The sequence below is a fragment of the Mycobacterium sp. genome, from assembly GCF_035499775.1.
In the GTDB taxonomy this organism is placed as follows: Bacteria; Actinomycetota; Actinomycetes; order Mycobacteriales; family Mycobacteriaceae; genus Mycobacterium.
The window spans coordinates 1-14,926 of record NZ_DATJYB010000531.1 but is presented as its reverse complement, the minus strand read 5'-3'; the positions used below and the strand labels follow the sequence as shown (position 1 = coordinate 14,926).

General features: G+C 67.1%; 14 protein-coding genes and 1 pseudogene. 8 read left to right on the top strand and 7 right to left on the bottom strand.

Features of this window, described 5'->3' with window-relative positions; genetic code table 11:
• The 3 genes from VML93_RS32545 to VML93_RS32535 all read right to left on the bottom strand — a co-directional run.
• On the bottom strand, positions 1–115 hold a 115-nt coding region (locus VML93_RS32545; RefSeq protein WP_325617032.1), incomplete at its 3' end, for a DUF3145 family protein.
• Positions 116–246: 131 nt separating this feature from the next.
• The gene (locus tag VML93_RS32540) at positions 247–1,065 is read right to left on the bottom strand and encodes a serine hydrolase domain-containing protein (protein ID WP_325617030.1); all 819 of its coding nucleotides are present in this window, start codon (positions 1,063–1,065) and stop codon (positions 247–249) included.
• A 53-nt stretch (positions 1,066–1,118) separates the two neighbouring features.
• Positions 1,119–2,171: a class I SAM-dependent methyltransferase gene (locus tag VML93_RS32535; RefSeq protein ID WP_325617024.1), complete on the bottom strand. Its 1,053-nt coding sequence runs from the start codon at positions 2,169–2,171 to the stop codon at positions 1,119–1,121.
• A 73-nt stretch (positions 2,172–2,244) separates the two neighbouring features.
• Here VML93_RS32535 and VML93_RS32530 point away from each other — a divergent pair, with 73 nt between their 5' ends.
• Both VML93_RS32530 and VML93_RS32525 read left to right on the top strand, forming a co-directional pair.
• The gene (locus VML93_RS32530) at positions 2,245–3,330 is read left to right on the top strand and encodes an S-(hydroxymethyl)mycothiol dehydrogenase (protein WP_325617022.1); all 1,086 of its coding nucleotides are present in this window, start codon (positions 2,245–2,247) and stop codon (positions 3,328–3,330) included.
• On the top strand, positions 3,327–3,944 hold the full coding sequence (locus VML93_RS32525; RefSeq protein WP_325617020.1) for an MBL fold metallo-hydrolase: 618 nt from the start codon (positions 3,327–3,329) through the stop codon (positions 3,942–3,944). Before VML93_RS32530 ends, VML93_RS32525 begins: the two co-directional genes overlap by 4 nt.
• 82 nt (positions 3,945–4,026) lie before the next feature.
• Here the strand turns inward: VML93_RS32525 and VML93_RS32520 are convergent, their stop codons facing one another.
• Together VML93_RS32520 and lnt are read right to left on the bottom strand one after the other, a co-directional pair.
• On the bottom strand, positions 4,027–4,776 hold the full coding sequence (locus tag VML93_RS32520) for an SHOCT domain-containing protein (RefSeq protein ID WP_325617018.1): 750 nt from the start codon (positions 4,774–4,776) through the stop codon (positions 4,027–4,029).
• Positions 4,772–6,284 (bottom strand): annotated as a pseudogene (lnt, locus tag VML93_RS32515) (apolipoprotein N-acyltransferase); the annotation flags it as partial. The pseudogene lnt and the gene VML93_RS32520, both read right to left, overlap by 5 nt.
• Positions 6,285–6,367: 83 nt before the next feature.
• Here lnt and VML93_RS32510 point away from each other — a divergent pair.
• From VML93_RS32510 to VML93_RS32500, 3 genes are all read left to right on the top strand, one after another.
• Positions 6,368–7,324 (top strand): SDR family oxidoreductase, encoded by a 957-nt coding sequence (locus VML93_RS32510; RefSeq protein ID WP_325617016.1) that lies wholly within the window; start codon positions 6,368–6,370, stop codon positions 7,322–7,324.
• A 1-nt stretch (position 7,325) separates the two neighbouring features.
• A complete protein-coding gene (locus tag VML93_RS32505) occupies positions 7,326–8,432 on the top strand; it encodes an SAM-dependent methyltransferase (protein WP_325617014.1) in 1,107 nt (368 codons plus the stop codon).
• A gap of 221 nt (positions 8,433–8,653) precedes the next feature.
• On the top strand, positions 8,654–8,983 hold the full coding sequence (locus VML93_RS32500; RefSeq protein WP_325617028.1) for a hypothetical protein: 330 nt from the start codon (positions 8,654–8,656) through the stop codon (positions 8,981–8,983).
• 6 nt (positions 8,984–8,989) lie between these two features.
• Here VML93_RS32500 and VML93_RS32495 read toward each other — a convergent pair whose 3' ends face one another.
• Both VML93_RS32495 and VML93_RS32490 read right to left on the bottom strand, forming a co-directional pair.
• Positions 8,990–10,753 carry an Hsp70 family protein gene (locus tag VML93_RS32495; RefSeq protein ID WP_325617012.1) on the bottom strand — a complete coding sequence of 588 codons (1,764 nt, stop codon included), beginning with the start codon at positions 10,751–10,753 and terminating at the stop codon, positions 8,990–8,992.
• A 130-nt stretch (positions 10,754–10,883) separates the two neighbouring features.
• Positions 10,884–11,969, bottom strand: coding sequence for a dihydrodipicolinate reductase (locus VML93_RS32490; RefSeq protein WP_325617026.1), 1,086 nt, complete (start codon positions 11,967–11,969; stop codon positions 10,884–10,886).
• 148 nt (positions 11,970–12,117) lie between these two features.
• Between VML93_RS32490 and VML93_RS32485 the strand changes: the two genes are divergently transcribed.
• The 3 genes from VML93_RS32485 to VML93_RS32475 form a co-directional block, all read left to right on the top strand.
• Entirely contained in the window at positions 12,118–12,459 is a 342-nt protein-coding gene (locus VML93_RS32485; protein ID WP_325617011.1) for an MmpS family transport accessory protein, read from the top strand.
• Between the two features lie 91 nt (positions 12,460–12,550).
• Complete coding sequence (locus VML93_RS32480; RefSeq protein WP_325617010.1) at positions 12,551–13,831, top strand: cytochrome P450; 1,281 nt, start codon at positions 12,551–12,553, stop codon at positions 13,829–13,831.
• A gap of 61 nt (positions 13,832–13,892) precedes the next feature.
• Positions 13,893–14,926 (top strand): flavin monoamine oxidase family protein (locus VML93_RS32475; RefSeq protein ID WP_325617009.1); only part of this gene is annotated, 1,034 nt, incomplete at its 3' end.

Below are 14,926 nucleotides of genomic sequence, written 5' to 3'. Positions count from 1 at the left end.
TGGACTGCAGGGTCGACGACAACGCCCACTCGACATGCGGGCAAACCGCCGCGGGGGAGGCGTGGATATACACCACGCCTGCCGTGGCGTCGGCGAATTGATTCGACGCTCGCATCTTTTGCTCCTTCGGTTCCACGAGGGACGTCTTCCCCAACGACCTGGTGAACCTGAGAGGCAGGATGTTTTTGTGTCGTGCGTGTCTATTGTGCCCTGTGGGACCCGTGTTGCGCTAGTGTGCAGTCCCTATCAGATGTATTGCGATATGACCGCATCGGAAAGTGCCGGCCAGATGTCCAACGCCCACTCGCCGAAATCGCGGTTCGTCAGGACCACCAGCGCCAGATCGGCGTCGGGATCGGCCCAGATGAAGCCGCCCGCCTGCCCGAAATGACCGTATGTGCGTGCCGAGTTCCGTGCGCCGGTCCAGTGCGGCGACTTCGCATCCCGAATCTCAAAGCCCAGCCCCCAATCGTTGGGTCGCTGCGAGCCGTATCCGGGCAACACGCCATCGAGCCCGGGAAACTGCACGGTGATCGCCTCCGCATGCATCTGCTCCGAGACCGTCGCCGGCCGCAGCAGGTCACCGGCGAATGCGGCCAGGTCGGCCACCGACGCGGTTGCCCCGAACCCGGCAGCCCACACACCGCCGTCCAGCCGGGTTGACGTCATGGCCAGCGGCTCGCACACCGCCTCGGCGAGGTAGCGACCGAACTCGATCCCCGATTCCTGCTGCACCGTCTCGGCCAGCACCGCGAAGCCGGTGTTGGAGTACACCCGGCGGGTGCCCGGCTTGGCCAGCACCTGATCGGAGGTCATCGCCAGTCCCGACGCGTGCGCGAGCAGATGACGCACCGTGGAGCCGGGCGGGCCGGCCGGGGTGTCCAGCTCGACCACTCCTTCCTCGACGGCGACCTGCACGGCCCGCGCCACCAACGGCTTGGTGACCGACGCCAGCGTGAACACCCGCTCGGTGTCGCCGTGGGTGGCCAGCACACCGGTCGGGGCAATCACCGCGGCGGCGACGGCCGGTACCGGCCACTCGTCCAGAACGTCCAGAGCGGCCATGGCTTCCAGCCGATCCTTCGGTTCCAGCCGATCCTTCGGTTCCAGCCGATCCTTCATTTTCGGGCGATGTAGTAGTTGTTGATCGGGTCGGACTCGATCTCGCCCACCACCACGTCGTCGAACCCGGCGTCGGCGAGCATCGAGACGGCCAGCTGGCGTCCCCACACCGCGCCCAGCCCGGCGCCGTCCAGCGCCAGCGACACCGTCATGCAGTGCATCATCGAGGTCGTGTAGAGGTAGGTGCTCATCGGGATGCCGACGTTCTCCTCGAGCCGGCTGGACGCCTTGACGTCGGCCATCAGGAAGACCCCGCCCGGACGCAGCGCCCGATGGATGTTTTCCAGCACGCGCGCCGGCTGCGCCTGATCGTGAATGGCGTCGAACACGGTGATTACGTCATAGGCGGCATCCTTTTCCAGCTGAGCCAGGTTGTGGCTCTCGAAGCTCGCATTCGTCAGACCCAGCTGAGCCGCCTCCTTGCGGCCGGTCGCGATGGCCTCTTCGGAAAAGTCGATGCCGGTGAATCGACTGGCCGGGAACGCCCGCGCCATCAGGTTGATCGCATGACCACTGCCGCACCCGAGGTCGGCGACGTCGGCACCGGACCGCAGCCGCTCGACGAGGCCGTCGACCAGCGGCAGCACGACGTCGACCAGCGCACGATCGAACACCACGCCGCTCATCTCGGCCATCAGCGTGTGAAAGCGCGGAAATTCGCTGTAGGGCAACCCGCCGCCGTCGCGCACGCAGCCGACGATCTTCTGCTCGACTTCGCTGAGCAGCGGAATGAACTGAGCCACCAACGCCAGGTTGCTCGGCCCGGCCGCCCGGGTCAGCACGCCGGCGCGGTGGGCCGGCAGGGAGTAGGTCGCGGACTCGGCGTCGTAGTCGACGACTTGCCCAGTTGTCACCCCGCCCAGCCACTCCCGCACGTAGCGCTCGTTGAGGCCCGCAGCGTCGGCGATCTGGGCGCTGGTCGCAGGCGGCAGACCGGCCATGGTGTCCAGCAGTCCGGTCTGGTGACCAATGCTCAGCAGAATCGCCAGACTGGCGCTGTCCAGGGCCGCGGTCATGCGTTCGGTGAACTCTTCTGCGGTCTCGGTCATGCTCAGCGACGCTACACCGGCGAGACGCCACCACCGCAGGCTCGATGACTAGACACAAAGTAGGTTGGTGTCCATGAGTCAGACAGTGCGCGGCGTGATTTCACGTAAGAAGGGCGAGCCCGTCGAGTTGGTGGACATCGTCGTCCCCGACCCCGGGCCCGGCGAAGCCGTAGTCGACATCAGCACCTGCGGGGTTTGCCACACCGACCTGACCTACCGCGACGGCGGGATCAACGACGAGTACCCGTTCCTGCTCGGCCACGAGGCCGCGGGCACCGTGGAAGCCGTCGGCCCCGGGGTGACCGCGGTTCAGCCGGGCGACTTCGTGATCCTGAACTGGCGCGCCGTGTGCGGCCAGTGCCGGGCCTGCAAACGCGGCCGGCCCAACCTGTGCTTCGACACGTTCAACGCCGAGCAGAAGATGACGCTGACCGACGGCACCGAACTCACTCCGGCGCTGGGCATCGGGGCGTTCGCCGACAAGACGCTGGTGGCCGCGGGTCAATGCACCAAGGTCGACCCGCAGGCCGACCCCGCCGTCGCCGGGCTGCTGGGCTGCGGAGTGATGGCCGGCCTGGGCGCCGCCGTCAACACCGGTGCGGTGGGTCGCGACGACACGGTCGCGGTGATCGGCTGCGGCGGGGTGGGCGACGCCGCGATCGCCGGGTCCGCGCTGGTCGGGGCGAAAAAGATCATCGCCGTCGACACCGACAACAAGAAGCTGGAATTGGCCCGCAAGTTCGGCGCCACCCATACCGTCAACGCCCGCGAATTCGATGTCGTCAAGACCATCCAGGACCTCACCGGGGGCTTCGGCGCCGACGTGGTGATCGACGCCGTCGGCCGGCCCGAAACCTGGAAGCAGGCTTTCTACGCCCGCGATCTCGCCGGAACCGTGGTGCTGGTCGGTGTCCCGACCCCCGAGATGCGGCTGGACATGCCGCTGCTGGACTTCTTCTCCCACGGCGGGGCGCTGAAGTCGTCGTGGTACGGCGATTGCCTGCCCGAACGCGACTTCCCCACCCTGATCGACCTCTACCTGCAGGGCCGGCTTCCGCTGGAGAAGTTTGTCTCCGAACGCATCGGTCTCGGCGACGTCGAGGAGGCATTCCACAAGATGCACGGCGGCAACGTGCTGCGTTCGGTGGTGGTCCTGTGATCGACAAGATCGTCACCCACGGCACCTTCGAACTCGACGGTGGCAGTTGGGAAGTCGACAACAACATCTGGATCGTCGGCGACGACTCCGAGGTCGTGGTCTTCGACGCGGCCCATACCGCCGAGCCGATCGTGGCCGCGGTCGCCGGCCGCAATGTGGTCGCGGTGGTGTGCACGCACGGCCACAACGATCACGTCACGGTTGCTCCCGAGCTCGGCCACGCGCTCGACGCGCCGGTGCTGCTGCACCCCGGCGACGAGGTGCTGTGGCGGATGACGCACCCGGACAAGGACTTTCGCACCATTTCCGACGGGCACACCTTGAGCGTCGCGGGCACGCAGCTGCAGGCGCTGCACACCCCGGGTCACTCCCCGGGATCGGTGTGCTGGTACGCCCCAGAACTGGGCACTGTGTTCAGCGGCGACACCCTGTTCTCCGGCGGGCCGGGCGCGACCGGGCGCTCGTACTCCGACTTCCCCACCATCCTGCAGTCGATCTCCGATCGCCTCGGCAAGTTGCCCGGCGACACCGTCGTGCATACCGGGCACGGCGACGACACCACGATCGGCGACGAGATCGTCCACTACGAGGAGTGGGTCGCCCGCGGGCACTAGCGCTCCCGCGCCGCGAACGTGCGCGGAATGCCAGCCTTACCGGCGTGTCGTTGTACATCTGCGCACGCTCGCCGCAGGAAGCTCACCCGTCGTCGAGGATGCGGCGCTTCTCGCTCTGGAATTCCTCTTCGGTCAACGCGCCGGAATCCCGCAGCGCCGCAAGCGTTTTGAGTCGCTCCAGGCGAACTCCCTCGCCGCTGAGTTCCTGGGCGGTAATAGGCGGCACCCTGGGCGGCACCACCGGCACCACCGGGAAATTGGGCGCCCCAGCCACAAGCGCCGACGCCGCGGTGCGCCTGGCGCGACCCAGCCATTTCGCCGACACCGCCAAATCGATCAGAGCCATCACGAACAACCCGACGAATACCCACACCAGATAGCCGTACGAACTCTGATGGCCGAAGGACAGCCGCGGGTTGATGTATCCGTTGACCTGGCCGTCGGTCGTGACGTGGTAGGTGCCCTCCTTGGCGATCCGGACCAGCCAAACCCGCACATGCGCGTCGTTGTTGACAGTCGTTGTGCTGCCGATGCTTTCGGTCACCACCGGCTGCGCCACACCGTCGGGCGGGATGATCGTCACACCCAGCGGCGGCACCGGCAGACCGCCGCCGTTGGGACCACCGATGATCACAGTGTGCAGGCTGGCGGTGACTTCGCCGGCGGGCAGGTGCACCTCGCCGGACCCCGGGATCGGCACCTCGCCGTACGCGTTGTACTTGTCCAGGAAGAATGCGTTGAGTACCAACGTGATGATGAAGCCGGCCACCGACCCCACCAACATCACGATGGCGGCGGCCAGCGAAATCTTGGCGAGCCCTCTGCTGCTCATCCACGCAGTCTGTCATGCGCGGGGGCTCGATGACGACGGAGCACGGCAAAGCCGACCGCAGCGCCCACGGCCACAAACGCGGTCACCAACACCCAATCACCCGTCCGTTGGTACAACGTGGCATTCGACCCCAGTGGAACGCTGACGATCTTGACACCGCGGAAGTCCGACGGACACCACGCCAACTCACGGCCACGGGCATCGAAAACCGAGCTGTCTCCGGACAGCCCCACATGGACCGCCGCGCGACCCTCCTCGACAGCACGCACCGCGGGCTGGCCGGCCAACTGTGGCTGTGCCCAACTGCTTTGAAACGACGAGGTGGAACTCTGATACACCAGCAGCTGCGCACCGAGGTGCTGCTCGCGCCGCGCCAGGTCGGGAAAGGTCACCTCGTAACTGATCAACGGGCCGATGGCGAGCCTGCCGGCATGCAGCACCACCGGCCCGGCGCCCCGTTGCCGGTCCACTGCGGCGGCCTTGCTGTACCGAGTAGTCCAGCCGAAAAGTGGCCGCAGCGGCACATATTCGCCGAATGGCACGAGTCGGGACTTGCGGTAGCTGCCCAGCAGTCCGGATTCCCCGACGAGCACGGCCGACTTGTGAATACCACCGCCGGGTGCCGGTGCATCGACGTTGACCAGCAGATCCGCACCCACCCGGCGGGACAGCTCCTTGAGGCGGTCCAGGACATCCGGGTGGCTGGTGAGGTCTGCTCCGACGCTGCTTTCACCCCAGACCACCAAATCCGGCCGCTGGTCGACCAGAGTCGCGGTGAGCGCCTCGCTGGCCGCCTGACGCGCCACCACGTCGGCTATGTCGCCGGTCTGCACCAACGCCACCCGCACCGAAGGAGCGGCGTCCGGCGCCGGACCCAGCAGGTACCAGGCCGGTCCGAGGCCCGCGCACGCCATCGCACCCGCCGACATGACGAGCCGACCGGCCACCTGCCGGTGCAGGATTGCGCAGACGACGGCGGTATTGGCGGCAACCAGCAGCAGGCTCGTCAGCCACACCCCGCCCAACGAGGCCGACGCCAGCATCATCGGCCGGTTCCACTGCGACGCACCCAGCGCTGCCCACGGACCGCCCAGCAACGGTAGGGATCGTACGGCTTCTGCTGCCACCCAGGCGCCGGGCACCACCACCAAAGCGGCAACCATGCGGCCCATCGGAAGCGGCGGCGACAACAACCTGTGCGCGATCCACCCGTACGGCACCCACAGCGCCCCGAGTAACGCAGCCAACAGCAGCAGCACCGGACCGATGCTGCTCGCCAGCCAGTATTGGGTGATCAACACGAATGCGCCCATACCCAGCCAGGCCCGCACCGCGCCCGCCCACGACGTCGCGGCGGCTCGCACCACCAACAGCAGCGGGACCAAGCCGACCCAGGCCAGCCACCAGCATGCCGGCGCCGGAAACGCGAACGCGGGAAGCGTTCCGCAGGCAAACGCGGCCGCCCAACCGGGGATGCGCTCGCGAAATGCCTCCCAGCGCAGGCCCATGCAGACCAGAATGCCGCTCCGATTCGCGAACGAACAGGGAAAGCGCAGACTAGGACGAGACCACCGGAGAAGGAGTGATACGCATGGCCAACGATCTCGTCGCCACGGTGCCCGATCTGTCCGGCAAGCTGGCGATCGTCACCGGCGCCAACAGCGGTCTCGGCTTCGGGCTGGCCCGACGGTTGTCCGCCGCCGGAGCCGACGTGGTCATGGCGATCCGCAACCGCACCAAGGGTGAGGCGGCGATCGAGGAGATCCGCGCGACGGTTCCCGACGCCAAGCTGACCGTCAAGGCGCTCGACCTGTCGTCGCTGGCCTCGGTCGCCGCGCTGGGCGATCAACTCAACGCCGAAGGCCGCCCGATCGACATCCTGATCAACAACGCCGGTGTCATGACCCCACCCGAACGCGACACCACCGCCGACGGCTTCGAATTGCAGTTCGGCAGCAACCATCTCGGCCACTTCGCGCTGACCGCACACGTATTGCCGCTGCTGCGCGCGGCGCACGGCGCTCGTGTGGTCTCCCTGAGCAGCCTCGCGGCGCGTCAGAGCGGCAAGATCCACTTCGACGACCTGCAATTCGAGAAGTCCTATGCCCCCATGTCGGCCTATGGTCAGTCGAAGCTGGCGGTGTTGATGTTCGCCCTCGAACTGGACCGGCGCAGCCGCGCGGCCGGCTGGGGCATCGTCTCCAACGCCGCGCACCCGGGACTGACCAAGACCAACCTGCAGATCAGCGGACCCTCACACGGCCGCGAAAAGCCGGCGCTGATGGAGCGCTTGTACACGCTGTCGTGGCGGTTCACCCCGTTCCTGTGGCAGGAGATCGATGAAGGGATTCTGCCCGCGCTGTATGCGGCCGCGACCCCGCACGCCGAAGGCGGCGCCTTCTACGGACCCCGCGGGGTTGGGGAGCTCGCCGGTGGTGGTGTGAAGCCGGCCAAAATCCCCGAGCCTGCCCGCAACGAGGCCGATTGCCAACGGTTGTGGGAGATTTCCGAGCAGCTCACCGACGTGAGCTACCCGGCGTCCAACTGATATGGCAGCAAAGGGTCGGCTGCCCGAATCGAGCATTGTGGTCCGCCCGGAGCCGATGGAGAGCGCGACCTATACCGCGTCGTCGCGGCTGCAGGCCGCCGGTTTGGCGCCCGCGATCGCATTGTTGGAACGGGCCGCGCACCGGGTGCCGCTGCCCCAACAGCCGCAGCCGATCGTCATCGCCGACTACGGGACGGCCAACGGTCACAATTCACTCAAGCCGATGTCCGCGGCGATCGACGTGCTGCGTCGGCGTACCCGCCGCGATCACGCAATCCTGTTGGCGCACACCGACGTACCGCAGAACGACTTCACCGCATTGTTCGAGACGCTGGCCGACGACCCGGACAGCTACCTGCACCACGACCCGGCGTGTTTCCCGGCGGCCGTCGGTCGCTCGTTCTACCACCAGATCCTGCCGTCCAACACCGTCCACCTGGGCTGGACGTCGTGGGCGGTCCAGTGGCTGAGCCGGATTCCGGCGGGTGCCCCCGAGTTCGCCGATCACGTGCAAATCGCGTACAGCACGAACGCCGAGGCGCGCGCGGCATACGCCCGCCAGGGCGCCACCGACTGGCACGACTTCGTGGCCTTCCGCGGCCGCGAGTTGTGTCCGCAGGGACGGCTGGTGGTCCTGACGATGGCCATCGACGCGGACGGCGAATTCGGCTACCGGGCAATGAACGACGCGCTGTATGCGGGGCTCAACGATCAGGTCGCCAAGGGCCTGCTGCATCGAGACGAGTTGCGGCGCATGGCGATCCCCCTTGTCGCCCGAAGCGAGAAGGACTTTCGGGCACCCTTCTCCCCCAGCGGATGGTTCGAGGGATTGACGATCGAGCATCTCGAGATCTTCAACGCCGAGGACCGATTCTGGGCCCGGTTCCAAACAGACCACGACGCAGAGGCTTTCGGCGCACAGTGGGCCGCGTTCGCGCGGGCCGCGCTCTTCCCGACCCTGGCTGCCGGGCTGGATAACGGGGCCAGCGACCCGCGGACGACGGCATTTTTCCAGCGGCTCGAGGCTGCCGTCGCGCAACGGCTGGCGAGTGCGCCTGAGCCGATGCGAATTCCGCTCGCGTCAATTGTGCTGGCCAAGCGCGAATAATCGCTGTTTCGATACCGCGCTGAAGCGGGTAACCCTGAACGAGGGGTGGTCCAGACCACAACTCCAAGGGGGTATTTAGCGTGACAACCCAAGAAAACGAGCTGGAGAGCCCGGCCAAGAAACCAGAAGACGCAGAGGCCGCAGAAGCGCCCAAGAACGACGCGGAAACGCCAACTGACAAGCCAGAACCGGACGAAGAGCAAAAAGAAGAAGCCGCCAAGATGATGGCGGCCTATGAAGATCGGCCGACTCTGATCCTGCCGGGTACCGGTGGCGCGGTCTCGGGCACGGCGGTCAACGACTGGCTCGATGACGACGGTAACCCCAAAGCCGCTGGCGACGAGGACGCCCCGGCGGCCAAAGCCAACCTAGACGGCGGTGAGTCATCCGATGAGGACGGCGACTCCGGCGAGGGGCTGTCGATGGAAGAGCAGATCGAAAAAGACAAGGCCTTCAACAAAGCCGTTGTCGAGGCAGCCGAGCGCGAAGACGGCGTCAGCGAGGAAGAAAAGGCCAAGGGCGAGCGCGAGGAGAAATCCGTCACCCGATAGCAGCGCTCAGTGGTGCCCCGCCGGGTGAGGTACGCCGGGTATCGGCGCGCCGATCCCCGGAATGTGCGGGATCGGCGGCAGAGCCGGGATCGGCGGCACAACCGGCGGCGGACCCTGAGGAACGGGCGGCGCCTGGGGCGCCGGCGATAGCTGCGCTGCCGGGGGAGCCGCCGGCGGCGCCGCCTCGGGTGATTGCGGTGCCTGCTGAGGTGCGGGCTGGCCGCTGGCCTGTGGCTGAGCCGACGCCGGCGCAGACTGGCCGACCGCGGGCGGCGGGGCCGGAGCCGGCGAAGCAGGTGGGGACGAAGCCGGGGTGGTGTTGACCCCCGGCGCCGGCGTGTTCCCGGAGTTCATCCCGATCGCCACGGCGGTGCCTACTAGCACCACCGCCACGAGTGCACCAGTGATCACCACCCAGGGCAACCGATACCACGGGATGAGCTGGGATTTGGGCTCAGGACGCGCGGGCTCCTCGCGCTCGAACTTGAGCGCCGGGCGCGCCGCCGTGTAGCCCGTGCCGGCGGGCATGCCGCCGGATTCGTCGTCGGCCTCCGACCAGGCCACCGGCAGCTGGCGTGCCACTGGGTCCGCCGGTAGCACCGACACCCCCGATGCCGGAGCCGCCAACGCCGACGGGCCCGATACGCCGGCCATCGCCAGCGGAGCCATCGACCTCGCCTTAGCCGGTGCAGCCGGCGTCATCACCGTTTCGGTGTCGTCGCGCGGACCGCGCGCCGCCCGCAGCGCACCGCCGATGGCGGCTGTCAGTTGCGGACGGGGAGTCGTGACGACCGGGACCCGCAGCCGTCCCGACAGCATGGTGGTGACCGCCGGGAGGTTGGCCCCACCGCCGACCGAGACCACGGCAACCAGATCTGAACCACGAATTCCATTGCGCACCAAGGCTTCTTCCAGGACAGCCGTAAAGTTGTTCAGCGAATCGCGGATCGCGTCGTCAAGTTCGTTCCTGGTGAGCCGGATATCGGCACGCGAGCCCAAATCGTCGGACAACGTGGTCACCGTGCTCAGCGAGAGCTGCTCCTTGGCGCTGCGGCATCCCGCCCGCAGCCGGCTCAGCGAGCCGATCGCCGAAGTGCCGGCCGGGTCGAACGAACCCGTGCTCGGCATGTCGTCCATAACGGTGGTCAACAACGCCTGATCGACCAGGTCGCCGGAAAAGTCGTGATGCCGCAGGGTCGGCGCCACCGGCAAATAGTCGCCGGCAGCATCGACCAGCGTGATGCTGGTGCCGCTCCCGCCGAAATCGCACACCGCGACGATCCCCCGGGCCGGTATGCCCGGGTTGGCCCGCACGGCGCAGAGCGTCGCCGCGGCGTCCGGCAGCAGCGTCAGCGGCCGCGCACGATTCGACCATTCGGACACCCGACTCAACGCCGAGGCCAGCGCGTCCACCGCCTTGGGCCCCCAGTGGGCCGGATAGGTGACCGCCACGTGTTCGGGCAGCGGCCGCCCGCCAGTGGCCGTATAGGCGAGCGCACGCAGGCCGTCGGCAACCAGGGCTTCACTGCGGTGCACCGAGCCGTCGGTCGCGACGATTCCGACCGGGTCACCCACCCGGTCCACGAAGTCGCTGATGACCAGGCCGGGCTCGTCCAGCCTCGGGTTCTCCGACGGCACCCCGACCTCGGGCGGACGCTGGCGATACAGCGTGAGCACGGGCTTGCGAGTGATGGCGTGATCAGCGGTTACTGCCGCCAGATTCGTGGCACCAATCGATAAGCCCAGCGCGGGCTTCCTTCGTTCGGCCATGTCCAATCCCTGTGTTCAGCGGCGCCCCCGGCTCCCGCGTACCTCAAAATTTTGTCGCTAAAACATATAGCCAATCTTTGCGCTTGCTATGCGTGAGCTGTATTACGACATGGCTACAGATATGCGCTGGTCAGCGAATTGTGCCGAGGCCGGGGATCAGCGGAAGATCCAGCGGAGTGACCCAGCCCGGCGGCAGGTCGTTGACCGCCGGGACCGCGTTGAGCGCGCGCATCCCGGTCGCCAGGCAGCCGGCCGTGGCCGCATCGCGGCCCGAGCCGTCAGTGAACCGGAACGCGGTCTCCTGGAAGATGCTGGGCGTGCCCTCGATATCCACCCGGTAGACGTCGTTGTCGTGACCGGTTGGCCAGTCGGGGGCGGCGTCGAGCCCGATGCGATTGACGTGTTCCAGCTGAATCCGGGTCTCACCCTGGTAGACGCCGTTGATGGTGAACCGCACGGCCGCGACGTGACCGGGCTTGATGACACCCCTGGCGGAGGTGCGCTCGGTGGGCGTCACCCACTTGTCCCAGGTGGTGGTGATTTCGTCGAGCATGATGCCGGCGGCGTGGGCGATCATCGGGACAGTGGCGCCCCACGCGAAGATCAGCACGTCGCGGTTTTCCAGCATCGGGCTGTACTCGGGCTCCCGGCCGATGCCCATCTCGACTTCGTAGTCGCCTTCGTAGTTGGTGTAGTCCAGCAGCTCAGAGGCCCTGACCCGGTGCACTTCGGAACACAGACCCATCAGCGTCATCGGGAACAGGTCATTGGCGAAGCCCGGGTCGATGCCGGTGGTGAAACACGACGACTCCCCCAGCTCACACGCTTGGGTGATCGGCTCGATCCACTGCGGCGGATTGAGGTGCATCGTCGGCCAGACCCACGGCGTCATCGACGTCGAGCACACGTCGATGCCGGCCCGCAGAAAGCGGGTGATCAGCGAGATGTTGGCGTTGGCCTTCATCGCCGTCGGGCCGTAGTGCACCAGCGCGTCGGGTTTCAGGGCGATCAGCGCGTCGACGTCGTCGGTGGCGGTGATGCCCACCGGTTCGGCCAGCCCGCAGATGTCGCCGACGTCGCGGCCGACCTTGCCGGCGGCGTTGACGCCGACGCCCACCAACTCGAACGTCGGGTGCTTCACGATCTCGGCGATCACCATCTTGCCCACGAAACCGGTGCCCCAGACCACTACCCGCTTTTTGTCGTGTCCCGACATACCCGCCATGCCTTCGTCCGCCACCTTCCGAATCACCGGCCCCCGATACCCGATTCACCATATGCGTGTCGTGTTCAAGCGGCTGAACCGTGTCCGCCGGCCAGAAAAAGCTCGCGTGCGGTCCCGCGTGATGACAGCATGAGAAACCATGAAGCATCTTCGCGGGCCCTCGACCCTGTTCGCTGTCTGCATCGGATTCGCGGCCACGTGCGGTGTGGCACACGCGGACGACTTTCCGCAGGTTCGCTATGAGGTGAGTGGCAGCGCCGGCGTCGCCCAACTGATCAACTACCAAACCGACACCGGCCAGCAGCGCGCCGTCAACGCGCAGCTGCCCTGGTCGGCGGAGTTCACCGCCTTCGGCGGGCAGGTGTTCGTACTGAGCGCCCAGGCGCCGGGCACCGTCACCTGCCGAATCATCCTCGACGGCAACACGGTCAAGGAGGCGACGGCCTCGGGTGCGCCTGGCCGAACCGTGTGCACCCATTGAGTCCCGTGCCGAGCAGACGTAAAAGCACCCGACACGCCGTGCGTGCGGGTGCTTTTACGTCTGCTCGCGCCACTAGCAAGGAGGGTCCGACGTGACAACTGGCCTGGCGAGTCGAGCGAACGGGACCGCGCCGCCGGAGATTCCGCTCGCCGACGTTCACCTCGACTCGTTGGAGTTCTGGGAACTAGACGACGACATGCGCGACGCCGCGTTCGCCACGCTGCGGCGGGAGGCGCCGATCTCGTTCTGGCCGGCGATCGAGTTCGAGGGGTTTGCGACGGGCGGCGGGCATTGGGCGCTCACCAAGCTCGACGACGTCTTCCACGCCAGCCGCCATCCGGAGATCTTCAGCTCCGCTCCCGGCATCACGATCAATGACCAAACGCCCGAGATCGCCGAGTACTTCGGCTCGATGATCGTGCTCGACGATCCCCGCCATCAGCGGCTGCGCTCGATCGTGAGCAGAGCGTTCACGCCGAAAGTGGTGGCCCGCATCGAAGCGTCGGTGCGCGAGCGGGCCCACCGGCTGGTCGCTTCGATGATCGCCAACCATCCCGACGGACAAGCCGACCTGGTCAGCGAGCTCGCCGGGCCGCTGCCGTTGCAGGTCATCTGCGACATGATGGGGATTCCCGAGGAAGACCATCAGCGGATATTTCACTGGACCAACGTGATTCTCGGTTTCGGCGACCCGGATTTCACCTCCGATTTCGAGGAGTTCATGAAGGTGTCGATGGACATCGGCGCCTACGCCAGCGCGCTGGCCGAGGACCGTCGCGTCAACCACTACGACGACCTGACGTCGAGCATGGTCGAGGCCGAGGTCGACGGCGAGCGGCTGACCTCGCAGGAGATCGCGTCGTTCTTCATCCTGCTCGTGGTGGCCGGCAACGAGACCACCCGCAACGCGATCAGCCACGGTGTGCTTTCCCTGACCCGCTACCCCGAGCAGCGCGAAAAGTGGTGGTCTGACTTCGACCGTCTGGCACCCACCGCGGTCGAGGAGATCGTGCGGTGGGCCTCGCCAGTGGTGTACATGCGGCGCACCCTGACCCAGGACGTCGAGCTGAGCGGCACCAAGATGGCGGCCGGCGACAAGGTCACGCTGTGGTACAACTCGGCCAACCGCGACGAGGCGAAGTTCGCCAACCCCTGGGCTTTCGACGTGGCCCGCAACCCCAACCCGCATGTCGGCTTCGGCGGCGGCGGAGCCCATTTCTGCCTGGGCGCGAACCTGGCCCGCCGCGAGATCCGGGTGATGTTCGAGGAGCTGCACCGCGAGATACCCGACATCGCCGCGACCGCGGAGCCGGCGCGGCTGCTGTCGCAGTTCATCCACGGCATCAAGAGCCTGCCGGTCGCCTGGAGTTAGCGGGCCGGTACCCGCAGCTCGGCATTGACTGGCAAGCGCTGGACAGGTAGGCCTTATCAGCATGGCTGACGTCGACGTTTGCGTGGTAGGCGCTGGTTTCGCGGGTCTGACCGCGGCCCTTCGCCTCAAGCAGGCCGGCCAGTCGGTGGCTTTGCTGGAAGCGCGCGACCGAGTCGGCGGCCGCACGTACACCGTCACGCGCGACGACGGGTCGTGGATCGACAAGGGCGGCGCGTGGGTCGGACCGACCCAGGACCGGATCTACGCGCTGATGAACGAATTCAACGTCGCGACCTTCAAGCAGTACACCGACGGCGACTACCTGATGGTGATCGACGGCAAACTGTCCCGTTACCGTGGCACGATCCCGTGGAGCATCGGCCCGTGGGCATCGCTGAACCTCGGCGCGGGTTTCTACGGAATCAACCAACTGTGCAAATCGATCCCGCTCGACGCGCCGTGGCAAGCCAAGAATGCCGCGAAATGGGATCGCATGACACTGGCCCAGTGGCTGGACAAGAACGTCAAATCCAAGGCGGCGCACGCGCTGCTGGAAACTGCCGTCTCCGGCTGCTACACCTCGGCCCCCTCCGAGGTGTCGATGCTGTTCGTGCTGTATCAGATGGCGTCGGGCGGCGGGCCCACCTTCGTGCTGGGCGGCAAAGGCGCATCTCAGGACGCCCGGATCGTCGGCGGGATGGGAGCGATCTACCGGCCCATCGCCGCCGAGTTGGGCGACGCCATCCGGCTCTCGCAACCGGTCCGGTCCATCACGCAGGACGACGACGGAGTCACCGTGCGGTCCGATCGCGACAGCGTCCGGGCGCGGCGCGTGATCGTCGCGGTACCGCTGGCGATCGCCAGCCAAATCAGGTACGAGCCAATGCTTCCCACCGATCGATCGTTCCTGCACCAGCGCATGCCGGGTGGCGCGATCGTGAAGGTCTCGATCGTCTACGACGAGCCGTTCTGGCGCGCCGACGGCCTGTGCGGCCAGTCCGCGGCACCGGGCACGCTGGCGCAGGTCACGATCGACGCCTGCACGGACACCGGCGACCCGGGCATCCTGTGCGTGATCATCGAGGGCCCGACTGC